Origin of the sequence: Pedobacter gandavensis (assembly GCF_032677645.1) — a bacterium.
Taxonomy (GTDB): Bacteria; Bacteroidota; Bacteroidia; order Sphingobacteriales; family Sphingobacteriaceae; genus Pedobacter; species Pedobacter gandavensis_A.
In genome coordinates this window covers 80,727-105,742 of record NZ_JAVTSB010000013.1, presented here as the reverse complement: position 1 = coordinate 105,742, position 25,016 = coordinate 80,727, and the positions used below count along the sequence as shown (strand labels likewise).

Here is a 25,016-nt window from a genome sequence, read left to right as displayed (position 1 = left end):
CTTTCCTCGCTTTACAAAATGGCTTTCCGGGCACCTAATACCGCTTTACCGGGGATAAATCGTAGGGATGGTTAGGGTCTATCCCATTTTTTCAGCAATGTATTTGCTTCCTGAGAAGTGATCGGGAGAACCGTTCCATGACGGGGATGGAAGTTCATTTTTATTTCCTGATCAACTATGGTAAAGTTTTTCAAGTCTTTTGTCCGGGTAAATTGGTACCTGCCTTTCGTATAAACATCATACATCAGAATATATCCTTTTCCGTTATTGAGTTTGAATACACCGGCGCCTTCCACAGGATCCTTTGTCTGTTGCACATCCCCTTCCCTCAGGACATACCCTTCTTTTAGCTGATCCGAAACGGCCACACGAATACCCAATCCTTCCCCTTCCGTTTTAAAGAATAAATGGTATTTCCCCTGATCGAGAATGATATCTCCGTCAATGCAGGCCCCATTAGCCGGACTAAAGAAAAGTTGTTTAGGTTCAGTTTCCAGATTTGTAAAATCTTTATTGGCATAAGCCCAGTAGATCTTATCCGGTTCTGCACCGTGTTTCATCGACCAATAGATCATATATTTACCCGCTTTCTGATCATATATCGTTTGAGGCGCCCATACCCTCAATAAATTTTCCTGACCCTCAAAACGTTCTTGAATATCAACGACAGCCGAAGTCCAGTGGATCAGATCATTTGATTTCAGCAAGACCATCGCCCGGTTCGAGTCCCAACCTTTAGCAGACACCATATCAGTAACCACCATAAAGAAGGTTTTACCATCTGCGCCTCGTAAAATATGGGGATCGCGTACCCCTCCTGTGGAACTAATGGCAGCAGAGCTGATCACTGGCTGATCATTATTTAGGGCCCTGTAGGTATAACCGTCATAGCTAATTGCAAAACGGATAGACTCTTCTAAGCCACTATTACCAGTAAAATATGTAAATAGATAAGCGGTATTTTTTGTTTTTTGAGCGAGTGCAGGCCAGCCTGCCAGCAAAAAAACGATGCAGCTCAGTAATAATTTATGGTGATTCGGGTTAAATTTCAAATTGCTATTTATAACTATAAAAAGGATTTAACGACCTACTCTATCTTGTTGATCTTTTTCAATTCATCTTTGTAATCCGTGTGACGTTGATAATAGATAGAATAGAAGTACACGTCCGGATTAATATTGAACTTGAAAATACTGTTATTAATTGCGCTAAACGGTGCTACGAAAGTTACATTTATTTTTAAGATTACTAAAGACCTATCCTGTTAAATCAAAGACTTGCAAAATCCCGGACCAAATAGCGGAAGCCCCCTTGAATTCCTTAGTTTGTCCGTACTTATTTTAATCAGTTCTGCTTAGCTTACCAGGACTCTGTATCATCGTTTGCAGGCAATTTAGCCCAACAAGGCCCTAGAAGATCCCAGCAAAAACTGCAACAAAACTCACAATTGTATCATTTCTTCTTAGCGTGCACACTCCCTCCCAGCTAATTAAATTAAAAGCAAAAAGTCCTTCAGGATATCTGAAGGACTTTTTGCTTTTAATTTATTTTAATACTCAAACCTTTTATCGTTTGCCAACCTTCCTTGTCGGTTAGCCGGATCATAAAATGATAGTCCCCAGGGTCTACATCTGTGGGAACCTCAATCTCCGCAGTTACCTGATAAGTTTTCAATCCGGCAGGAATAGCCACATTCTGAATCAGCAAAAACGGTTTTACTGCCTGTTTAACGGGTAACATCTCGCAGGCTACCAACTCCGTACTGTGCGTATGATGGTCAAAATTATGATGAATATCGACGTTTAACGAGCCCAATTGTTTGTTGTCACTAACTAAGGCTTTAAACAGGAAATTCTCACCTCTTTTGATCACCGCACATTGTCCGGGAAAGGCATCCGGAAAGTCCAGGCTGATCTCCGGATAAACCGTATCCACAGGTTCCGCCTTCTCTTTACTACAATTGCTAAGAAAAACCATTAGCAATAAACAGCTGAATAATAAACTAATGCGCTTCATTTTATTTATAATCTAAAGTGATCGGAATAACCTTGAACACACTTCTGTTATAGCTGGTATTCTTATAAATAATAACCAGGTTGTACTGACCAGATTCCCAGGCTTTCCCGGCATTGATTGCATTAGGAATAGGCTCATTGCCATCTTTTTCCGCTCCAATCACAATCTTTTCTCCGCCATACACCCCATTCACCTGTTTCAAAGTAGTGATTTTTGAAGCCGCTGGAAGATCCTTATGCTCCACCCTGGAGATCACCACTGCCTTCGTAAAATCAAGCTTATCAATAGATTCAGGGTAATAATTAGCGCTTTTCTTAATCAGTAAAGTATACAGAATCCCGTCTCCTTTAATCCCGGAAATCCGTGCATGAGCAGTCAGTTCGTCGCCCTTCTTAAAAATCAGCTCCTTTTCTTTCCAGGTATCCATCGAATAAATGATAGTTTCATTGCGGGAAATCATATCGCGGCCAATTTCAGGATCTACCGGCATATTTGCAGGATCGGTAATGGTAATTTCTTCCTTAATTTCTAGCTTAGTTCCATTTTCATCTAACACGATAAATAGGAAATCATATTTACCCTCCGGCGCATCTGCGGGCATAGTAAAATGCTTATGCACATTGGTGTTATTTGTTCCAATGTATTCCTTCCAGTCGAACTCTAATTTCCAGTTCGCGGTATAGGTTTGGCCGGCTTTCTGCAAAATTCTCAGCTGAACGGCCTTAATTTTACTGGCCGCAGTTACATCCGCATTAAAATGGAAATCTCTTCCTTTAAGCGCTTGTTTGTTATTTGCCGTCCCAATTTCGATGTTTTTGGCAGTCGGAACAGCAAGTTCTACGACGGGTTGATCCTTTTTACATGCCGAAAAAGCAGCAATAAAAAACAATAGGAAGTACGCCATTTTTGGCATTTTCAGTTGTAATCGTGTGTTTGTGTTTAACATTTTGTTTGTGTTTATTTATTTATATAATTGATTATTTAAAGAGATAATATCGATACCCGGAAGAGACGTTAAAGTCTACCTGATAAGATTTCAAAAACGATCTGATTAGACTTTAAAGATGATTCGATGGGATTTTAAAAGGGATTTTTAAAGAGATAATAAGGTTACGACCCGCCTCAGGGAGGCCAATTAAACGGTAAAAACTGGTATGATTCAAGTATCTGGTATTCATCAGATTTTGCGCCTGTAAGCTGATCAACACCGACTGCTTATTCAGGAAAACTTCCGTACCAAATTGAAGATTGATCAAACCATAGCCCGGGGTTTTCTTTTCTGGGGGCACAATGTTATCCTGCTTCGCAGTAAGTCTATAGTCAATTGAAAACCATGACTTTTGAAAGCGCTCGCTAAATACCGGAGACCAGGTCAGATTAAACAAGGCAGAAGCCGGAGGGGAAAACGGAAGCGTATAGCCCTTCTTATCACCTGAAAGCTGTTTTGCATATAAATACTCCCCTAAAAACGCGGTACTCAGGCTTTTGGATAAAGCTAGTTTCAATTCCAGCTCTCCCCCATAACGAACTACCTTGCTCTGGGCATATTGAAAAATCTGATTCCCTGCACCATGGAAATAATCGTGTCCGGCGGTCGGGTTTAAATAAATGTAGTTCGGGAAATAGTTGTAAAATGGACTAACCAGAACAGACCATTTATCGGCCGTCCAGCCCAGGCTTAGATCTGCCTGGTACGATTGCTCCGGATTAAGCGTCGGATCTCCTTTTTCATAACTGAAATAGTGATAATTAACCCCATTTGCACCAAGCTCCTTCGCTATTGGCATGCGGAAACTCTTACCAACATTAACTTTCAGCGAAAACTCCTCCAGGTTATAATTCAGTCCGGCCGACCAAACCAGGCTATTAAATGCCCTGTTCAGATCTTCCGACCGAACCAGTTTTTCAGCAAACTTAGCTTCTCCAACAACGCGCTCAGAATCGAACCAATCGGTGTATTTAAACATCCGGATATGGCTAAAATCATACCTTAAAGCGCCATGCAACAGCAGGTTTTCTTTTAATCTGTATTTATCATAGACAAAAGCCCCGGCCATCAGCTGCTTAAAAGAGGGCACTAAAAAAGTCCAGCCGTTAATGGCGTTCTGCTGAAATTCGGAATTGATCCCTGCGCTGATCTGGTGTTTCCCAACAAAGAATTCGTCTCTTAGGTTGAGGCTATACACCTGTTTATCAAATTCCCGCTCCAGATTCGGAGAAATGAATAAGTGATCCGGATATACCGCCGGCATATAGCCATGGTTCACATATTGGCTAAACTCTTGTCTGAAATTACGTTGATATCCCAGGTCCAGCGCTATTTTATGGCTGTTAACCAGCAACTCAGTTCGGTTAATCAGCTTAAAATGGTTTACCTCCTGACTGGGCATCTGAATATCCCTGCTCGAAGCATCATGCATTTCGGTATCTACATTTCTAGGCTCCAAACCATGTGCATTGGCAAAAAAGCCGCTTTTGCTATAGACATTGCTCCATGCAAACACCGATTTAAACCCTTTTCCTACATAACCTGTCGTAAAATGCAGCGCGGTTTCCCTTCCGGCAGTATTTCGTAATTGTCCGTTATGCAGTTTTACGGCATAATCATACACAAAAACAGTGTCGGCAGGTACGCGGTAATCTCCGTAATTCTGATAAGTTAAGCGGCTATCAAAAAACCAATGTTCCTTCCGACCATACAAATTTACAGAGCTGCCATACAAATTATTGTTGCTTTTGGCGATCAGATTTACCGATCCACCTATAGAATTAGCCCTTGGTATTGGCTGAGGTTTAACATTGATCACTCCGGCAATCGCGTCAGAACCATACATAAAGGAAGCTGCACCCTTCAAAAGCTCAACTTCGCCGGCAGCGAACTGATCGATTTCCAGCCCATGATCGGCACCCCATTGCTGCCCCTCATGTTTCAAACCCTGATCAACTACTACCACCCGGTTAAACCCTAATCCACGGATAAGCGGTTTCGACTGTCCGGAACCTATTCCAATGGTTTTAATCCCCGGCAAACGCTCCAGGGATTGCATTAAACTTCCCCCCAGGTTACGCTGTATAAAATCCGCGCTTACAATTTCCAGGTTTAAAGACTCATCTTGTTTACGCAATTGCGATCTCCGGTCTTTAATCATTACTTCTTTAAGCTGAAGCCCTTTAGGCTGCAGCTCATTAGACCTCAAATCCTTAAACTTCAGACTCTTAAACTGCTTTACCGAATCTTTTCCTAAAGACAACTTAGTACTATCGGGAACCGGATGTTTGTGCTGTCCAAAAACAAGACAGCTACTTAATAAAAGGCAAAAAAACAGCGTATAGAATTTCATCATTTGATTATAAATGCTGGAAAAAATAAGGATACACAGAGCCTTGCGGGCCAATTAAAAGGCCGCAGAAATTCATCATCCTGGTTAAGAAATATTTAGATAAAATGGAAGCCGCTCAAAAGCGGGAGATTAATTAAAGGCTACAGGGTGGCCCTTTATTGGTAAAACCTTGAATGGTGATTTTAGAAAATCCAGTCAGTAAATGGCTGGTTCTTATAACCACCTGAGAAAAAACCGGGGCTAGAACAAACAGATCATTTGAAAATATCTGTTTACTTTGGATATGGAGGTAGTAATCGCAAACTGCACATTTATCTACAAGCTGTAACTGCTCATCTTGCCCATGTTGCTCCTGTTCTCCATCCTGCTGCTGATCCTTTTGTTGCTTTTGCTTTTGCTGATGCTCCCCTTGTTGCTTTTGCCGTTGATCCCCTTGTTGCGCCTGATGGCTCTCAAAAGTATGCGTATGTAAAACCTGTGCGGCAGAAATAAATACAAACAGCAAGACCAGCAGAAAGGAAGTCCCCTGCTTAAATTTCATGCTGATATGTTTTCTGTTTACCTTCACAACTGCAGCAAAGTTGCATTAATAACACATAACAAACAAGACAAATGCAACAAAGTTGCCAACAAAGCACTAAAAGAATTTACTAAAGCGCAGAGATTGGCTTTCTACCCTAACGTCACAAAACATAAAACCCTGCAAATCAAATGAATTGCAGGGTTACATATCAAACTCTTTATCTGATTATAGAAAAGCCGAAAGAGAAACCGGAATTTAACCTTTACTGAATTCCATTGCAGCTTCATCAATAAATCCAGCCACTTCTACTGGCATAGAAGCCAATGAGGCATGACTTGCCGCTAGTGTAATTATCTTTTTTGCACCTATTCTTGAAGACATCCATTCTTGATTCTCCGGTGCAATCATTCTGTCTTCGCTTGAAATCTGGTAATAGGATGGCTTGTGTTTCCAGGCAGGCTCCGTAATTGTATCGCCAAAAGTACTTGCAAGCGGTGCCTTTTGTATAATTCCCAACACCAGTCCTTCTGTTGGTGTCAAATCCTGACAAAAACTTTCATGATATAACGCTGGCTTAACCCACAAATAGCCATCAGAATCAGGTGCAAGATTTGCGACCGCAACCGGTGGGTGTTGTTGCGTAATACTGCCCGGACTTTCGCCAGCATCTGGTGCAAATGCAGCGATATAGACTAAACCAATCACATTTGGCTGGTTACCAGCCTCGGTAATTACAGCACCACCATAAGAATGACCAACCAATAACACCGGTCCATCCTGCTGTGCAATCATCTTCCGTGTACGCTCCACATCGTCTGCAAGCGACGTGAGTGGCATTTCAACAGCATGAATCACTTCATACCCTTTATTTAAAAGCTCCACAATAACTTTACTCCAATGTGCAGCCCCACCTCAAAAACCATGTACAAGGATGATACTTAATTTTGTTTTCATACTAGCTGTGTTTTCATACTAGCTGTTTTAACCATAAGACACTGACAATCAAGAAAACAAACATCAAAACACTGTAAATTGTTCTGGCAAGATCCAGACTTAGCCATTAACAACTCAATGCCTTCACCTTTTTTATTGGACACAAAGTCGATAAAACAGTCAGCACTCCTGCTACAAGGCCGATCACCAGCGATGACATCGTCGCGTTAAAACCATAACCCTCCGGTACATTCAGTTGAACCAAGCCCATCACCAGGATATTTACCGAGAAAGAAATCGCCCCGTTAATCCCTGCCATGGTAAACATAAACTTGTTTTTTGCCAGATCATCCGGCAGCACAAAACCTGCTTTCCCTTCTTCCGACAATACAATTGTCTTTTTTAGAATATCGTAGGTAATGATAAAAGGCAGGAAAAGCGCCATCGGCAATAAGAACCGCGCCATACAATACTCTCCCTGAAATAAATACACAGGGCCTAAATTCCTCAAAGTAAGGTAAGGAATCAGGGTATTAAAAAATAAATTAGGGACAACATAAATCAGTAGTCTCTTTTGAACAAACTTCCTGAATACCATATTCTCTTGTGTTTTCATTTTAAGCATAAGCAACCATTACTTCACCCGACAACAATTCTAAGGCATGATCCCGAATCTCTTCCGCTTCTTTTTTACTCAAAAAAGCATCATTAGAGAAAAAGGTAAAATCCATTCTTCCTTTAAAAGTACTCACCACTAAGGTGTTTGCATTGCGCCAGGGAAAGCCTACCGTCGGACTATAAAGCGTTTCCACCTCAAAAGAATTGTAGTTTTCCGCAATCCCTAGTCGCCCCATATTGGACAGCGTCAGGTCATGTGCCCCATCCGTCGAACGCAGGTATTTCACCATCTTTTGCACGGAACCATGGAAATATTCGCTCATCACCAATAACTCATGAACTTTCATGGCCTCGATTTTAGTCGTCAATTCTTCCTTTAGATTTTTCGCTTTAGTCCAGAAATCTTTCTCTTTTGACAATGACAGTTCCGCAATGGGTGCAAAAGCAAACATCGCGTCCTCTCTGATCTCTGTAACGAACTTCCGCACATCCACCGGACAGATCACCTTTCCATGTGCTTTAGCCCCTCTTACCGCCTTAAAAGCTTCCATATAGGCCACACATAAAGCGGCATGCATGGTCACACCACCTGCTTTACACCCGGACACCAACGCTTTGGTTTCCTCAGGCTCCAGCTTCCAATGCAGCATATATCCCGAGCCTTCCGGATGTTTCCTACTCGTAGATTTGAAAAGAAAAAATACTTTTGCTAACACAGAGAACAGCTTCGCTTTAACCACCTTTGTCCTGGTGCTTACAAACGTATCTGCCAGCAACTCCTCAATAGAATTAAATGGCGGATAAGGAATCAGCGACTTTTCCGGATGGTCCAAAAGCATCAGCATTTCCGACATCAGTGCCACAAAGGTTGTCCCGTCACAAATGCAATGCGGACAAACCAGCAGCAGTTCCGAAACCTCCGCTCCTTTTAACCAGACCACTCTTGCCATCGGCATATTTACCTGATCAAAAAGTTTTCGCCATTCTACTTCCGACTCCTCCTTCCACTGCTCCTCGTCTGTTCTTTCCAAAACGCGGACAGGGATCGCCTTCATATCTGTAATCAGCTCAAAATAAGGCACACCTACCTGATCTTCCTTTAAATTACTACGCAACAAAGGATGTTTCTGCTGGATTTTACTCAAAGCAACAGACAGGTTTTCCGAAGAAAAGCCTCCCCTTATTTTCACTGCAAAAACACAGTTTAATGGCGTAGATCCATCTACATACATGATTCTCTCGCCAATGATCAGTTTTCTTTTCATCATTTTTTAAGTTCAGGTTTAATCTGTTTGCTGATGATTTCCATGAGTTTCGCTTGAATCGCAAGCCCTTCTTCATAAGGAATAAAACCCTCACTCGCAATGAAAGTAAAGTCCATTTGTCCGCGGTAAGTAGAAGTAACCAACGTAGTCGTATTGCCTAAAGGGCCGATTACTGAAGGACTAAAGATCGTTTCCAGCTCAAAATTTTGATACTCATGCGGGATGTTTACCTTCCCCAGATTAGAGAACATGCAGTCATTGCTGGACTTTCCATACTTTAAAAAGTTAGTGAAATTATCCATCGATGCATGTGATTCTTCCATCATCATAATGTTTTCATAAGCATCCAGCTTTGCCGTTTTCTTATTGATATCTTCCTGCATCTTCCTCGCGTTGCTGAAAAAGTCCAGCTCCAGGTCCGCAGAAACCACGAACATTAAGCCAAAGGCGAAAATATTGTCGGTTTTTATCCTTGGTGCAAACCTCCGGATATCTACCGGACAGGAAATCTTATTGTGGAAATTCTCTTTTCTTACCGCTTTAAAGGCCGCTAATACCGCTGCACAAAGCACCGTATTCACCGTTACCCCTTCTGCTTTACACTTGATCATCAAATGATCACTCAGCTCCTTTTGCAGTTTCCAGTGGATCATGTAATCCTTTTTACGTTCTACCAGCTTTTTCTTCACCGGAATCAACCAGAGCGCAAAAGTGGCCACACGACCAATCAGCTTCGCTTTCACGCGCTTTTTCCGGTCTTTCAGCACCTCCGCAGGTATGATATCGTTGACATCAAGGATCGGATCTTCCTTTCCGATATCTACAGCACCATCGTCTAGTAACCTTAGAAATTCCGACAAGATCGCCATCGCAGAACCACCGTCGCAAAGGCAATGGTGGATCACCAGAATCAGCTCCGAAGCTTCCGCCCCTTTGATCCAGACTAATCTCATCAAAGGCCCCTTGCGGGTATCAAAAACAGTGGCCCATTCCTGAGTAGTTTCTAAACGCCAATCGTCATCGCCTAAGCGTTCTGTAGTCCGGACAGGGATCGTTAATCCTTCTTTAACCACAAACCAGGGCATGCCGTCGGCATCATCTTCCACAGCTGCGTTTAATAAAGGATGCTTTTCCTGGAGCTTTTTTAAAGCATGGTGGATGCTTTCCTCCGCAAATACGCCTTTAATTTTTACCGGAATGACCGCATTAAAAGGTGCTTCACCGTTTCCGTGAAGCATCCTTTCTGCAAATAAAAGTTTTCTTTTCATCGCCATAGCTTAGTTTAAAGCAACAATACTATGTTCTGTAGCCGCAAATTCTTCCAGCAGCTCCACCGCTTTGTCATTTCCACCGGCAGCAAGAAAAGTCTCTTTAATCCTTAAAGCAGCGTTTCTATACTGCGGATTTTCCAACAGTTCAAATATGGCTTTCTTTAGATCTTCAATTCTTAGTCTTTTATAGCGGATTTTAAGGCCACAACCAGCATTTTCAATCAGCTTTGCGGTGTGAAAATGGTCGTAAGCGATCGGTGTAATCAACATCGGCAAGCCGTTAATGAAAGTATCATTCACCGTATTAAAACCTCCGTGACAAATCACCACATCCATTTTAGGCATCAATTCTGCCTGAGGAACAAAGCCGCTCACGATAAAGTTATCCGGCCATTTCTCAAAAATATCAGGGTTTGTTGCCGCTACAATCGTTAAAGGTGCATCCGCAAAAGCATCGATCAGCTTCTGGAAAAACGCAGCTCTGATATCCACCAGCAAAGTGCCCAGCGATACAAAGACCTTAGGTGTAGTTGCTTTTTCTAAGCGCTCCCAGTCGAAAGCCACATTATTTGGCCTGCCTTTTACCGGTCCAACAAATTTCATGTGTGGCATCGGGTCTGTTAAACCAGCAAATTCCAGGGAAGTAAACACCAGGTTCATTTTACGGGAATGGATCACAATATCGTCTCCATAAACCCCAAATTCCTGCTGTAATCCTTTCACTAAATTCTCCTGCCATTCAAATATTTTAGGTGCAGAATTGGCGGTATCCCCCATAACATCCGGCGGAACCGGCGTAGTCGTTACACAAGGAATCCCTTTTATATGGGCACATAGCGCACCTGCAAAAGTGATACAATCGTTCACAATCACATCTGGCTGCCAGGCATCTACAAAATTCCCTAAACCCTTCATCATGATGCGGGCAATCGGTACATACGTTTCTTCCAGGGCCAGTTTCATCACTTCAGGACCAGAACAGGAAGGTCCATCATCCTGACGTTTCAATATCTTTTGCAACTCTTCCTGATATTCGACAAGATCTGCTTCAGGGTAAATATATTCACCTCCTTCTGGCACATGAGTAGCGGCAAGTGGGATGATACCCAGCCATTTCACCTCATGACCTTTGGCAATTAAGCTGGCGCCAATACTTAGCGTCGGACTGATATGACCAAAAAACGGGGGTACGACAAATAAAAACTTTGACATAATTTCTTCTTTAATTATTGGAGACTAATTGTTTGACAGTCAATTCTTTGAAATTCGACTCCTTAACACTCAACGCGATCAACAGGTCTGCGGCGGTTTCTGTACCACCGGCCTCGCGGAATGAGTCGCCAATCAGCATTGCTGCCTCCTTATAGCTCGTATGGTTTAAAATTTCTTTTACTGATTCTTTCAGGTGTTTTGCTTTGAAACGGTTAAAATTCAACCGCAATCCAGCCCCAACACGCACTACTCTACCTGCCACATGCGACTGATCATAAGCGATTGGCACCACTACCATGGGTAATCCTGCGGTTAAAGTCTCGCAGACCGTATTGTGGCCACCATGACAAACCACAGCATCCAGATGTGGCAGTAATTCCAACTGCGGAACATTGCGCTGCACGATGAAGTTATCCGGCCATTCCTCGAATAAATCGGGGTCTGAAACCACTACAACCGTCATTTCCGCTTCGCCAAAGGCTTCAATCACCTTGCTGAAAAAGCTTTTCTTATGCTCATGATCAAAGGTAGTACCGATACTCACCAACAACTTCGGTTTTCCATTTCCTTGTTCCAGTTTCTCCCAATCAAAAGCAGTTTTTTCTGCTCTTTGGTGGATTACCGGTCCTACAAAACGGTATTGTTCAGGTAAGGTCATCTCTCCAAAAAACGCTTTAGAGGTTAAAACCATGGTTAGCAGCTCAGAACAGGCAATCGAATCTGCGCTGTTAATCCCAAATTCCTTTTGCAGGGCGATGATCTGATTCACCTCCCATTCGTGGATTTTCGGCAGCTCGTCCATCACTTTAATAGCCGCAGGAGCAGTTACAGAAGTGGTATATGGAATCCCTTTGTTTGTAGCGGCAATAGAACCGGCAAACATCTGGTGGTCCGTAATGATCAAATCCGGATTAAACTGATCCAACAGCACCATAATCCCTTCATAACTATGTCTGTTCAATGGAATCAAGACCTCTTCATACAGGAATTTGATACTATCAATTCCGTATACAATCTTTTTCTTAATGATATCCAGGTACTTTTCACTATCCTGCTTTTGCGTATCATTTTCTGCATATTCAATCAGCAACAGCTGGCCTCCTTTTGGAAGTCTGGCTTCCAGAGAGCGATCTAAACTAATCCAGGCTACCTCATGTCCGCGTTGCAACAAAACAGCGCCGATGCTTAGTGTCGGATTAATATGTCCCGTCAATGGCGGAACTATAAATACAAATCTTGCCATAGGGCGATTTCTTTAATTCTTAAAAAATGTTTCCATTAGATTTCCAATGCTGACCGGTTGCTGGATGGGCACATTATGATCTCCATCTACCACCAACATTTCTACCTTTTTAATCTTAGCTTTCAGTCGTTTACCAGCCTCCAGACAATTAGATTCTTTACCATATAAAAGCAATGCTTCCTGTGGAATCGCAGTGATTTCATCTTTAGTAAAGAACTCTCTTTCCTTGATCATATCGCTCTTGATCGTCGTTTCATGAAAAAGATATTCGTACATCCGGTGGTTGCGTTCCATCTGGCGCTTACCCATTTTTACCTTCGTGGTATCGGTGAAATTGGTAACGTAATGTTCCAGAAATTCCCGGCTATACTCATCAATGATGTCTCTTGTTTTATCGTCGCTTGGATCAGGTGCTTCAATGATAGCCAGCTTTTTCACCCTATCTGGAAAACGTGCTGCCATCTTTAAAGCGATCAATCCGCCGAAGCTGTAACCTGCCAGATGAACCGATTTCAGGTTCAGCTGATCCAGTAAATCCGAAAGGTCATCCGTCATACAATCTAAATCATAACCATCTGTTGACCTATCACTTAAACCATGGCTCTTCAAATCATACATCACCACATGAAAGTGTTTTGCAAGGATCGGCGCAATGTTAAAGTAGTACACAGAAAGGTTGCTAAACATGCCATGAACCAGCACCAGCGTCTCTGCTGCTGCTGGATTCAATTCCTGAATATGTACGCCCCGGTTTTTTACGGTGATTACTGGCATTCCTCGATATAGTTAACGATTGTTCCCAGATTCAGGTTGATCAATTGATCAAGATCCATGTTAGAAAGCCATCCTGTGAAATCAATCTGCGCTCCGAAATGTATCTTTATTTTCTCTGAAAAAGACACGATTTCTATGCTATCCATTTCCAGATCTTTGGTGAAAGAGCTTTCCATAGTAATGTCCATTTCTTCCACAAACTCTTCCCCAATCACTTCTGTGATAAATTGAGTCATCAGGTCAAAGATTTCGTTGCTGTTTAGTTTCGTAGTTGAGATTATAGTGTCCATCCGATTATATAGTTGTTGTGTTTAATAGTTTTTATGATGATTTCGTTGATTCTTAATTCTTCGCCATTGATTTCTTCAATCACATAGGCTTTTGGATTCCCTTGCAGGCCTTTCCCAAGGTATTTGCCATAAGCTTCTTTGGCTACCCAAAAGCGGGTCGACCATTCGGCCTGGTCTTTACCAGCTAATAATTCCAGTTCCTGGTCCGTGAAAACCAGACTGCAAAAGCCTTCCGACCGCTCCTCAATACGCTCGATATCGATGCCTACAGCCCGGTCATAGCGCGCAATACCTACTGCATCTGTCCCTTTATGCGCTATCGAAATGTGGATTCCGGCTGTCATATCGCCTTCCAGGAAGGGTTTACGGACTTCGTCCGATTTAATTTCAAATGCAATGGGATAGCAAGCCTCGTTTTTAGTCTGGTTTAACAGATTTCTAACCGCGTCTTTTACCGCCACCCGGCTGATCATCCATTCTTTCCTTTTATTCGGTAACAAAGAGTTGTGGTGTTTCTTTTCATCCTGATTGAAGTAACGTTTCAGGATAAAATCCCAGGAAACGACACGGCTATAAGCGTTGTGGAACAGGAAAATGCCCGGCGCCACCTCTTCCGATAAACGGTTGTGGAGTGGCGACATCGATACCCGCCATAGCGCTTCATCGATCTCCAGGCGCCTGTTTTGCCAGCCTGTAATGATAGCCCAGATCTTATTGTCTCTTTTCATGACAATATCTCCGGTGGCAAATTCATCGTTCATGTCGGTCAGTACACAAGTACATTCAAAAGTTCCCTGCTGATCACTCATTTCCCCGAAAAACTCGATATCCTGTATTTTCACAGGGAAAGCAATCCGGTCTTTGGTTAGAAAAAGTTGTAACCAAAGGCCAAAGAGTTGTCCGGCATTGTCCAGTAATGAACCTTTACCAGTGCTGCCTTCAATGAGGCCAATAATACCCTTTTCCCCTACTTTGATCAGTTTTCTGATCCCTTGATACCCTGGCCCATGGAACATATGTTCTTCATAAATCCGGGCTTCTGTACGGTCAATATTTAAAGATTTACCGACATCGAAAGTCCGCTCCGGTGCTGCTTTCAACTCCCGGGTAAGCAATACTTCTGCATTTGCAAAACGTTCTAAGTTGAGGTATACCAGATGTTCTGACTTCCATTCGCCGGTTACCGTTTCTCTGAAAGGTTTAGAAACATTCATCCACTGGAACACTTTGATGTTCATTAAGCGGTGTACATGAGTGCCCGGCAATTGTTCTGCAGCAATTTCACCAAACATTTCGAAAATCATGGTCATCGGAATTACCGGGTCCATATCTTCTACACAATGCCAGCCTTTTGGTTGTCTCAATAAAGAGTGATCAATCAGGTAAGGGCTGTTTTCCAGGGTAATATCCAGTTTTTTAGAGAAAGGAAGCTTTCCTTTGTTCATCGCAGCGGATGCCTCGTCAATTGCTTTGATTCCAGGGTAAAAGTCCGTACTTAAAGTCGCTGTGACCACAGGCTTAGTAACCACAGATTGCCCCCTGTTCTGGAAAAAATGTAGCATTTCCGACTGGATTCCAATCATTTCTTCTACATTTTCCTGAAAAGCCCGCATCAGCGGATGTGCCTGATCTTCTAAAACAGCGACTTTAGCAAAACTGCTTTTTTGAGTGATGGCCAGATTTTTCAACCCCTCCAATCCAGCAATCAGCGGTAAGCCCAGTTGCAGTTTAATTCCTTTCCGAACCGGCATTTCCGTTTTTCCATAGCCCATAAAAACCATTCCGGCTTCTTTACCTTCGACAAATAAAGCGGCCAATACCCGCTGTAATTGCGCAATACCAGACCTCAAAGGCACATTTGCAGAAATCGTGCTACACCCTTTACCCTTCAAAGTATCGTCGATGAAACCGATTAGTCCACCAGAACCTACCTGAATAAACATTCTGGCACCTTCTTCATATAACCGTTCTGTTAACTCGCGGAAACGAACCGGTTTAATCAGATGTTCTACGCTCAGTTCTCTAATGGCCTCAAAACCTTCCGGATATAACTCCAAAGTAGTGGCAGACCTTAACGGAAATTTGGTTTTACGGAATTCCATCTGACTCATTCCTTCGAGCATGATATCCAGTTTATCCGCCACAAATGGCGAGTGAAAACCAGACTGGAAAGGCAATACCTGATGGAAAATCTGTTTCGCCTTTAAAATGGGCACTAGAATTTCCAGTGCCGGGTTGCTGCCACACAGAATGACCTGCTGTGGACAATTATCATTAGAAAGGTATAAGTTTTCAATGTCCTCAATAATCGGCTGAAGCTGCTCTATTCCACAACCAACCGCGATAAACCTCGAATCTTTAAGTTCAAAAGTCTCCGGATTGAGGAAATTAAGCAAGTGTAACACCGAAGATTCTGCGGCAAGTTCCGAAGACCTTGCAGCCAGCCACTCGCCCAAACTATGTCCGGCATTCATTTCCGGCAATATGCCCAATTGCTTCAATGCTGTATCCAGCACGCTACTTTTATTTAATATTTTAAGCGCCTCATTTAACAGGCCTTCTCCTTTAGTATTGTTGTCCTGAGGGATGTTAAAGTACTCCGCAACCGTGTTTACTTCGCCACCAGCGAGGCCGTCTAATCCCGGAAATACAAAAGCGATCTTGCCGCCATTGCTTAATAAAGGCGCATTGCTATACCAAATATCCTGTTTATTGCGCCAGGGCATATTTTTAGCAGCAATCTTCAAGGCCTTTTTTAATCTTTCCGGAGTCGGGTTAAACACCGCAATGCGGAATGGCCCCTCACCAGGTTCAGCCTGTTTGTTTTCTAAAGCGATCAATAATTCTTCATGCGTATTGCGGGCAAGTAATAATACCTCATCAGGCAAATTCTCTACCTTCAAAACAGAACTTTTCTCTGTGGCTTCCGGTGCTTCAAAAGCTTCCAGCACCACATGTGCATTGATTCCGCCAAAACCAAAGGCATTTACCCCTGCAATCTTCGGCAAGCCCGAATCTGCCCAGTTTTGTGCTTCCTGAACAGCAGAGAAACGACTGTCTTTCAGTTGCTCCAAAGGCTGATTACAATGCAAAGTTGGCGGGATAACCCCATGATACAAAGCCAGTGAGGCTTTGATCAAACCTGCAATTCCTGCTGCCGGCATCGCATGACCGATATTCGATTTCACCGTCCCGATTCCTGCTTTAGGCAGTGTGGCGTCATTTCCAAAAAACTGCGTCAGGGTCTCTATTTCTGTTTTATCACCTAAAACTGTTCCAGTACCATGCGCTTCAATATATCCGATATTTTGAGGTTCCAGACCTGAATTTCCCCAGGCTTGCTGGATGGCTTTTAGCTGTCCTTTTACCGAAGGGCTCATCACACTTGTACCACTTCCGTCACTGCTTACACCTACTCCTTTTAATACCGAATAAATCTTATTTTGATCTCTGATTGCATCTTCAAGGCGCTTTAGCACCACAAATCCACAACCTTCACCGATAATCAATCCATCGGCCTGCGCATCAAAAGGACTAATTTGTCCCTTTTTAGACAAGGCACCCAGCTGACTAAAAATACTCCAGAAGGCCGCATTTTGTCCAACGTGAACACCACCGGCAATGACCATATCGCAGCGACCGCTATTCAGTTCCTGTATCGCATGATCTACCGCAATCAAAGAACTGGCACAAGCGGCATCCAACGTATAGGCAATACCGCCAAGATTCAACCTGTTGGCCACTAAAGAAGCGACCAGATTCGGGATTAATCCCATTGCCGTATCCGGACCAAAACGGCCTTTACGCGATTGGTATTCTTTCTTCACCTGATCGATTTCAGAAGCCGATAAATTTGGCATCAAATCTTTCAACAGGCTCACAATTTGCTCCCCTGTTCTCACGATTTCAATGGCACGGGTGGCACCAGGGCCAGCATAATTCCCTTTACCGATGATAATTCCTGTTTTCTCCAGGGAGTAATTCTGCTCAAATACACCCGCATCGCCCAGTGCTTTATGCACCAGGCTCAGGGTTAATAAGTGATCAGGTTCTGTACCTTCTACTGCCAGGGGGAGAATCCCGAAATCCGAGGGGTTAAACTCGAAATCAGGTATAAAACCACCACGGTTGCAGTAAAAACGATCTACACCGGATGCTGCTGCATTAAAATGTATCGGATCAATGCGATCCGCAGGAACTTCCTGCGTCGCATCTACCTTGTTAATGATATTGTGCCAGAACGCCTCTACATCTACCGCACCAGGAAAGATGCAGGACATGCCTACAATGGCTACCTCAGTTTTTTTCATCATTACCAGTTATTTCCAGCCATGATGAGTACCTGAGACTCATTTCCGTACTTCAACTCATTCAGGAACGACTCCATTCCTTCCTGCAATGGAATCATAGAAATCCCTCTGCGCTCGTATTCTTTCTCTAAAGAAGCGGATACCATACCGGCACCTTTCCATGGCCCCCAGTTGATGGCGGTCACTTTTCCTTTGATTTTTGCTTTTAAAGCCCAGGCATACCTGTCCATCACACTGTTGGCAGCGGCATAATCCGTTTGCCCACGGTTTCCGTAGACAGAAGCAATACTGGAGAAAAAGATCACAAACTGCGTGTCTGCTTTCAATTGCTCTGCAAGCACCCTTAAAGGCGTCACTTTAGTTTCAAATACTCTCTTGAAAGATTCCAGACTCTTATCATGGAATAGTTTATCTTCTAATAAACCAGCACCATGAACTACCCCATCGATTCTACCGTATTGCTCATACACCTCAGCGATCAGCTGACTCAGTTTAGCTTCGTCGCGCAGGTCTAAGGCATAATAAGTAACGATTGAACCGCTCATTTCTAAAGCAGTCATGGTTTGTAAGGCCTGGTTGTTTTTATAAATCCTCGAAGTTTCCTGTTCGATCTCTGTTGGTTTTTTGAACTCGCCAAGTTTGATCAGGTAGGCCCTGATTTCTTCTTTTGTTTTCATAAAAGAGAACTGCTCTAATCCATTGGAACGTGGATCAGGAGAACGACCTACCAGAATATAACGACAAGGGTAATCTTTAGCAAAACGCATCGTCAGCTCGGCTGTAATGCCCTGTGCACCGCCAAGAACCATGACCACCGCTTCTTTATCCAGCTGGATTTGTGCCTCAGCAGCGCCGATCACCAATTGCTCCGGAATCAGCTCCAGGGTTTGTCGGCCATGCTCATTATAAATCACCTCCGAAGGTAAATCAGGGTTCAACACTTCATTTAAACTCAGCGCTGCCACCTCTTCAGCAGTTAACTTAGTAGTTAAGCTCAACACTCTGAACTTAGTAGTATCGTACTCTTTATCCAGACTTTTAAACAGTCCGGAATATCCCTGAAAGCGTCTTAATTCAGTCGCATCAACAGTTTCATTTAAATGACCTTTCGTATCCGAAATCACATAAACCCATTTTACTTCTGTCAGATCCAGTTGCTTGATCTGGCTAATGCAATCCAGCATCTCCGTCTGATTTGGAGAACTGAACATATTCAGCATCAAATATCCCTGATACCCTTTCAGGGGATCTGTTGCCGAAACAATATCTACAATTGCACCTTGTTTTTCAAAGGCCGCTTTGATGGCAGCAGCTTGCGGTCCCTGATCGTCAGTAACTGCAAAACGCATTCCTTTAAGATCTACTTTTGTTTTATCAGATAATTCAGATGGGGCCAGTTCAAAGCGAAGTCTAGATAAAATTTCTTTACTTTTTGAGCTGATTGCACTTTCTTCAATGATCTTTTTTGCTTCAGAAACCGGTTCAAAACTTTCAGATTCTATATCAGCAATCCAGTTTACCAATCCGTTCAGGGTTTTGATAGCAGCCAGTTTTTCCATCAGGTCATCTGCCGCATCTTCTCCCTCACTGAATCCTATTTTTGTTTTCAACTCCCCGATAATCTCCATTCTTTTAATAGAATCGATACTTAAATCAGCTTCCAGATCCAGGTCCATACCCAACATATCTTCCGGATAACCGGTTTTCTCGCTTACCACCTGTAGAATCGCTGATTTGATTAAGGCTGGAGTTAATTTAGCAACCGCATTTTGCGCCGTACCGTTTTGTGAGCCGTTTGTACCGTTTTGCAAGGTGCCGTTTTGCAGGATAATGTTGCCGTTTTCTGCACCTGTAGCTACATTTACAGCAGTTTCATTAATCGTCGGATTGTTTTCTTTAATCCAGTTCACCAGGCCGTTCAGGGTTTTAATTCCTGCCAGCTCTTCCATAAAGGTATCTTCGTTTTTATCACCACCGCTAAAACCACCTAATTCTGTGCGTAGCGCCCCGATAATTTCCATGCGTTTGATCGAATCGATACTCAAATCAGCTTCCAGATCCATTTCCATGCCCAGCATTTCCTGCGGATAACCGGTTTTATCGCTCACAATCTGCATTAACACCATTTTCACATCAATCTGTATATGAATGGCTTTGGTTACCCCTTGCCCTTGTACCGAAGAAGTCGAAAGCATTTGAGCTGGTGCAGCAATCCCCTGAGCCGGTGCAGCAATCCCTTGTGCCGAAGCAGAAAACGATTGTACCGATGGATTTTGAAACACCTGCTGAACCATTGGTTCCGGTCTTGACTGCTGATAATTCACAGGATTTTGCCCTAAAAAGGTCAACATTACATCACGTTGCGCCTGAATCATCATTTTCATGCTATTCAGGTATTCCTGCATCATTTGTTCCGCTGCATTTGAAGGAGCGTTATAGTTTGCAGTTAATTGTTCTTTATTTTTCAATTTCAGTGGTTCTATAATTGGTAAGGCGCCATAAGCTGGCAGCTTTCCGACCGTTGGCACAGCATGTTGTCCATTCACAGACCAAACGGTAGGGCTTTTTTTGTATTTCAGGACTTCATCAAGGTTTAACAACTTCGCTTCGCGACCATCAAAAAGCTTCTCCATTTTCACATCGCGACCGGTTGCCACATAAGCAGCAATGGTGCAAAGCAAATGCGTGATCTTGTTGTGGCCGTTATGCTCTGCGTATAATAGCAGCTCATCTTTAGCAATACAAGCCTTTACTAATGAACTAAGTACCTTTCCGGGGCCTACTTCAATGAAAATACGCGCACCATCAGCATACATTTGTTGTACCTGCTCTACAAAGCGAACTGGTTTTACCAGGTGATCTGTTAATCTTTCTTTTACTGCGATTGCAGTTTGAGGGTAAACTTCGGCAGTCGTATTAGACCATACCGGTAAATTCAGGTCCTTAAAATCAACCGCATCCAACACTTCCTTGTAAATCCCTTTAGATTTAGCAACCATCGGACTGTGGAAAGCACAGGCAACTTCTAAAGGTCTGAAAGAGATTTTTTCTGCTTTCAGGCTTTCCGAAAGCTTTGTAATTGCCGGAGTTGTACCTGCAATCACCAGTTGAGTCGGTGAGTTAAAATTAACTGGGTAAACATCTTCTAAACCTTCGATTAGCTTTAAAAGCAGCTCCTGATTACCATTCACAGCGATCATTGCTCCGGTATCTTCACCTTCTACCGCGTCGAGAATTGCTTTGGCGCGTTGCTCACTCAGGTAAACCAGCTGATCTTCCTCAAAAGCACCTGCAAAACAAAGTGCCGGCAATTCGCCATAGCTATGTCCGGCAACCATATCCGGCTCAACCCCTAAATCTTTCAGGAAATTGGCCAGCGCCAGGTCTACAATACCCAATAGCGGTTGTGCCATGCGGGTATCTTTGATCCGTTCTTTTTGCGCTTTCAAAGCAGTTTCATCAAAAACAGCATTTGGAAAAAGTACTTGTTCCAGTGCTGGTTTTCCTTTTAAAAGCTTGCGCATCGCAGGGAAAAGCACAAAAAGGTCTCTGGCCATATTGATTCGCTGACTTCCTTGTCCGGGGAACATAAAGGCAACTTTACCAGCTTTCTTCTTGGTAATGTACAGATCCATGCTCTCCACTCCTGATAAAGCCAGGTCAATTTTCATGATCAGGTCTTCAGGATTGTCGGCCACCATACTAAACTGTACTGGCTTTTCATTTTCTACTGCCAAACTGTAGGCGATATCTTTTATAGCGATGCTGTCGTTCACGTCCAGCAAAGTTTTCACGGTAATCAGCCTTGCTTTCGCTTCCTCATAGGTAGTTCCTCTGAAAACAAAAAGCTCGGAAGGCCATGATTTCATTGCCGAAGCATGGTTAGCCACAGGGTTGCTGCTGGAGATCACCGCATGGAAATTTGTACCGCCAAAACCGAAGGCACTTACCCCGGCATAGCGTTTCTCTTCCATCCAAAGACCTGCTTCCGTATGAAAAGCAAAAGGACTTGTTTTACCGTTATAATAACTGTTAGGTGTTTTTAAATTGATGGTTGGCGGTTTAATACCGTAATAAGTCGACAAAGTCGCTTTGATTAAACCGGCTAAACCTGCGGCACATTTCGTATGTCCGATTTGTGTTTTTACTGACCCCAGGTGTGTCTGACTGGCAGTTGCACCGGATTGATTGAGCATGTCGGTTAGCGCGCTCAATTCCGTTCTGTCGCCAACAACCGTTCCTGTTCCATGTGCTTCTACCAATCCAAGTACGGATGGCGAAACTCCCGCCTGGTTGTAAGCACGTTCCAGAGCTTTCACTTGTCCGGATTTACGGGGTGCTGTTAAGCCAAGACTTTTACCGTCGCTCGATCCGCCAATCCCTTCAATCACCGCATAAACCGTATCTCCATCTCTGATGGCATCTTCTTCTCTTTTCAAAACCAACATTGCCACGCCTTCACCAAGCGCAATACCATCGGCTTCGGCATCAAAAGTGGCACATCTTCCTTTGCGGGAAAGTGCATGGGTACTCGAAAACATCAGGTAATCATTGATCCCATTGTGTAAATCTGAACCACCTGCAAGCACCATATCCGATTTCTCGAGGAACAATTCCTGACAAGCCAGATCCAAAGCTGCTAAGGAAGAAGCACATGCCGCATCAACGGTAAAGTTCCTTCCGCCAAGATTTAAGCGGTTGGTAATCCTGCCGGAGATCACGTTTGCGAGGATTCCAGGGAAGGAATCTTCTGTCATTTTAGGCAAGGCTGCATCCAGTTCTTCCGGCATTTCGCCGAATACCTGTTTGTAAAAACACCTGAAACTGTAGCTGTTGGCCAGGTCGTTTCCTCCTTCTGCACCGATAATTACCGATACATTTTCTGCGTTGAAACTGCCTTCTTTGTAACCGGCATGCTCCATAGCCTGCCTCGCCACCATTAAACTCAATAGCTGTGTTGGCTCAATTGCCGCCAGCGACTGAGGTGGGATTCCGTACTCCAATGGATCAAAATCGATCTTTGGAATAAAACCACCCCATTTAGAATGCGACATTTCACCTGCGGTAGAGGTCGGGTCGTAGTATAATTCTTTGTTCCAACGCTCGTCCGGAACTTCTGTTACTGCATCTTTTCCAAGCACAATATTGCGCCAGTATTCCTCCAGGTTTTTTGCCCCGGGGAAAATACAGGCCATGCCTACGATGGCAACGTTAAGTGATTTTTCTGTAGCTTCCGGAGGTGTTCCAAGTTGTGCTTGTTCCACAAAATGGTAATTCCCATCTACTACGTCCTTATGCAAATCAAGTATGGAGACGATTTTATGGCACATAGACGCAATCTGGCCGATCATGTACATACCCAGATCGAGCTGTTCCTGTTCATTGATCGTCACTAATTGATCACCCCTGCGCTCAATTCCTTTCGCTGCAATGCGCAAACGCCCTACATTGAGGGTTTCCAGTTTAGCCCAGATCTCTTTTTTATCGACACCTTCTTTCTGAAGTTTTTCTTTTTCTGTGTTGAAGAACTCCGCAAATGGCGAGTTTAAACATCTGGTTTCATGACCAGGAGCCGTTTCCAGCAATACCGTATCATTTGATATACGTGCTTGTTCCTGGAATTTATCCTGAATGGCACCAGTACTTACAGCTTCTTTAGTATATAAATAGGAAGTCCCCATTAACACCCCTATTTTGACCCCTTTAGCGGCTAAAGGTGCAGCCATTACCGCGATAAAAGCAGTTGATAAGGCATCATGAATCCCTCCGGCAAAAAACACACTGATTTGCTCCGGATGATCTTCTTTTAACAGGCGTTCGATCTGTTTTTCCCAAAGCACCATGCTAGATAGCGGACCAACGTGCCCACCGCATTCTCTGCCTTCAAAAACAAATCTTTTAGCGCCTTCTTTCAGGAACATGTCCAATAAAGACGCTGAAGGCACATGTAAGAAGGTTTTAATCCCTAATTTCTCTAATGGTTTAGCTTGCGAAGGTCTGCCACCGGCGATTAAAACTACCGGAGGAAGGTGTGTTTTGATGTATTCCATCTGCTCATCCCTCAATTCCTGAGGGGCAAAACCAAGTACACCAACTCCCCAGGTTTTAGTCCCGGCAAGCTTTTTAGTGTCAATGATCAGGTTCTCCGCAACTTTTCCTTTTAACAGGGAAAGCGCGATAAAAGGAAGTGCCCCTGCGGAAGCCACAGCATCAGCAAAAGGAGCTACATCGCTAACTCTGGTCATCGGTCCCTGTGCAATCGGATAAGTGATATTGAGGTCTTTAGCCAGTGGGTTATCTACACTAATTACATTCAGCGATTTGGCCTGATTTAGGTGACCAAAAATCGCCTCCTTCATGCCAAACACAAGTTTATCTAGTTTTTTATAGCGTTCAGAAAGGTCTGTTGCAAGCGCGATATCTTGTCCCAGGGGTAGAAAACTCTGCGCCAGATCGAAATCAATAAAGTACTGCTCCAGATCTTTTTCGGTTGCCTGATCGGCCAGTACCGGAGAATTTGGACGTACCAATACACGAAAATTACCGATCAATCTGGTTTCATTTCCGCTTAATTTTTCACACACCAGTTTAATTGCCTTCGGAGCAGTACATTCCGGAAACAATGCCAGCTGACTATCCAGGACTACCCCTGTTGCGCCAGCAGCAACCAATGCAGCAGCAGTGTGTATACCTACACCACCTTGAACATAGATAGCTATGCCTTTTATTTCTTTTATAATGCGCTGAAAAAGGACATATGACGATTCATAGCCAACTTTTCCGGCACCTTCATTGCCTTTAATAATGATACCGGCAGCACCTTCAGCTTTCGCTTTACGGGCTTCATCAATATCATGAACCTGATAAAATAGCTTCTGCTGCTTCGTCAGGGTGAATTTTTTGCCATACGGCAAGATAATCATAGTCACCTGTGCAGGTAAAATGATGTCATTAAGATCCTCAGAAACCAGGCATACGCCAAATTCTTTCGAAGACCTTTGTGCCAATTGTTCAAGTGCATCAGCAGCCTTAGCCCTATCTCTACCGAGATGGAGTACAGGAAAAGCTTTAGCATCTGAGAGTGAGAGAGCGAGATTCACATCGGGCCTTTCAAACGGAGTTAGTCCAATAATTAAGGGTGTTTTCATATTTTGAGGGATGATTGTGGATTCAATTTTCGAGCAATTCTACAACTTTTAAGAGTGGAAGTTCGTAGAAAC

General features: G+C 43.4%; 15 protein-coding genes. All 15 read right to left on the bottom strand.

The window, feature by feature from the left end; all coding sequences use genetic code 11:
• Positions 1-71: 71 nt before the first annotated feature.
• On the bottom strand, positions 72-1,052 hold the full coding sequence (locus tag R2Q66_RS20695; RefSeq protein ID WP_316752751.1) for a glycoside hydrolase family 43 protein: 981 nt from the start codon (positions 1,050-1,052) through the stop codon (positions 72-74).
• Between the two features lie 487 nt (positions 1,053-1,539).
• Positions 1,540-2,016: a DUF4625 domain-containing protein gene (locus R2Q66_RS20690; protein WP_316752749.1), complete on the bottom strand. Its 477-nt coding sequence runs from the start codon at positions 2,014-2,016 to the stop codon at positions 1,540-1,542.
• 1 nt (position 2,017) lies between these two features.
• Positions 2,018-2,962 (bottom strand): DUF4625 domain-containing protein, encoded by a 945-nt coding sequence (locus R2Q66_RS20685; protein ID WP_316752747.1) that lies wholly within the window; start codon positions 2,960-2,962, stop codon positions 2,018-2,020.
• Between the two features lie 112 nt (positions 2,963-3,074).
• Positions 3,075-5,360, bottom strand: a complete 2,286-nt coding sequence (locus R2Q66_RS20680) for a TonB-dependent receptor (protein WP_316752745.1) — start codon at positions 5,358-5,360, stop codon at positions 3,075-3,077.
• Between the two features lie 130 nt (positions 5,361-5,490).
• Complete coding sequence (locus R2Q66_RS20675) at positions 5,491-5,898, bottom strand: hypothetical protein (protein ID WP_316752741.1); 408 nt, start codon at positions 5,896-5,898, stop codon at positions 5,491-5,493.
• 237 nt (positions 5,899-6,135) lie between these two features.
• A complete protein-coding gene (locus R2Q66_RS20670) occupies positions 6,136-6,762 on the bottom strand; it encodes an alpha/beta hydrolase (protein WP_316752739.1) in 627 nt (208 codons plus the stop codon).
• A 178-nt stretch (positions 6,763-6,940) separates the two neighbouring features.
• Positions 6,941-7,429: a hypothetical protein gene (locus R2Q66_RS20665; protein ID WP_316752738.1), complete on the bottom strand. Its 489-nt coding sequence runs from the start codon at positions 7,427-7,429 to the stop codon at positions 6,941-6,943.
• Between the two features lies 1 nt (position 7,430).
• Positions 7,431-8,699 carry a condensation domain-containing protein gene (locus R2Q66_RS20660; RefSeq protein WP_316752737.1) on the bottom strand — a complete coding sequence of 423 codons (1,269 nt, stop codon included), beginning with the start codon at positions 8,697-8,699 and terminating at the stop codon, positions 7,431-7,433.
• The gene (locus R2Q66_RS20655; RefSeq protein WP_316752736.1) at positions 8,696-9,964 is read right to left on the bottom strand and encodes a condensation domain-containing protein; all 1,269 of its coding nucleotides are present in this window, start codon (positions 9,962-9,964) and stop codon (positions 8,696-8,698) included. Before R2Q66_RS20655 ends, R2Q66_RS20660 begins: the two co-directional genes overlap by 4 nt.
• 9 nt (positions 9,965-9,973) lie before the next feature.
• Positions 9,974-11,179, bottom strand: coding sequence for a glycosyltransferase (locus R2Q66_RS20650; protein WP_316752735.1), 1,206 nt, complete (start codon positions 11,177-11,179; stop codon positions 9,974-9,976).
• A 10-nt stretch (positions 11,180-11,189) separates the two neighbouring features.
• Positions 11,190-12,422: a glycosyltransferase gene (locus tag R2Q66_RS20645; protein WP_316752733.1), complete on the bottom strand. Its 1,233-nt coding sequence runs from the start codon at positions 12,420-12,422 to the stop codon at positions 11,190-11,192.
• Between the two features lie 12 nt (positions 12,423-12,434).
• Positions 12,435-13,196: an alpha/beta hydrolase gene (locus R2Q66_RS20640; RefSeq protein ID WP_316752732.1), complete on the bottom strand. Its 762-nt coding sequence runs from the start codon at positions 13,194-13,196 to the stop codon at positions 12,435-12,437.
• Positions 13,187-13,486: an acyl carrier protein gene (locus R2Q66_RS20635; RefSeq protein WP_316752728.1), complete on the bottom strand. Its 300-nt coding sequence runs from the start codon at positions 13,484-13,486 to the stop codon at positions 13,187-13,189. The genes R2Q66_RS20640 and R2Q66_RS20635 overlap by 10 nt, the downstream gene beginning before the upstream one ends.
• Positions 13,474-17,799: a beta-ketoacyl synthase N-terminal-like domain-containing protein gene (locus tag R2Q66_RS20630; protein WP_316752726.1), complete on the bottom strand. Its 4,326-nt coding sequence runs from the start codon at positions 17,797-17,799 to the stop codon at positions 13,474-13,476. Before R2Q66_RS20630 ends, R2Q66_RS20635 begins: the two co-directional genes overlap by 13 nt.
• Positions 17,799-24,944 (bottom strand): SDR family NAD(P)-dependent oxidoreductase, encoded by a 7,146-nt coding sequence (locus tag R2Q66_RS20625; protein ID WP_316752724.1) that lies wholly within the window; start codon positions 24,942-24,944, stop codon positions 17,799-17,801. The genes R2Q66_RS20630 and R2Q66_RS20625 overlap by 1 nt, the downstream gene beginning before the upstream one ends.
• Positions 24,945-25,016 lie beyond the last annotated feature (72 nt).

Coding starts and splice junctions, on each gene's coding strand:
- R2Q66_RS20625 (WP_316752724.1), bottom strand. CDS start 24,944: ATGAAAACACCCTTAATTATTGGACTAACTCCGTTTGAAAGGCCCGAT.
- R2Q66_RS20630 (WP_316752726.1), bottom strand. CDS start 17,799: ATGATGAAAAAAACTGAGGTAGCCATTGTAGGCATGTCCTGCATCTTT.
- R2Q66_RS20650 (WP_316752735.1), bottom strand. CDS start 11,179: ATGTCAAAGTTTTTATTTGTCGTACCCCCGTTTTTTGGTCATATCAGT.
- R2Q66_RS20665 (WP_316752738.1), bottom strand. CDS start 7,429: ATGAAAACACAAGAGAATATGGTATTCAGGAAGTTTGTTCAAAAGAGA.
- R2Q66_RS20690 (WP_316752749.1), bottom strand. CDS start 2,016: ATGAAGCGCATTAGTTTATTATTCAGCTGTTTATTGCTAATGGTTTTT.
- R2Q66_RS20645 (WP_316752733.1), bottom strand. CDS start 12,422: ATGGCAAGATTTGTATTTATAGTTCCGCCATTGACGGGACATATTAAT.
- R2Q66_RS20640 (WP_316752732.1), bottom strand. CDS start 13,196: ATGCCAGTAATCACCGTAAAAAACCGGGGCGTACATATTCAGGAATTG.
- R2Q66_RS20655 (WP_316752736.1), bottom strand. CDS start 9,964: ATGAAAAGAAAACTTTTATTTGCAGAAAGGATGCTTCACGGAAACGGT.
- R2Q66_RS20675 (WP_316752741.1), bottom strand. CDS start 5,898: ATGAAATTTAAGCAGGGGACTTCCTTTCTGCTGGTCTTGCTGTTTGTA.
- R2Q66_RS20635 (WP_316752728.1), bottom strand. CDS start 13,486: ATGGACACTATAATCTCAACTACGAAACTAAACAGCAACGAAATCTTT.
- R2Q66_RS20685 (WP_316752747.1), bottom strand. CDS start 2,962: ATGTTAAACACAAACACACGATTACAACTGAAAATGCCAAAAATGGCG.
- R2Q66_RS20680 (WP_316752745.1), bottom strand. CDS start 5,360: ATGATGAAATTCTATACGCTGTTTTTTTGCCTTTTATTAAGTAGCTGT.
- R2Q66_RS20660 (WP_316752737.1), bottom strand. CDS start 8,699: ATGATGAAAAGAAAACTGATCATTGGCGAGAGAATCATGTATGTAGAT.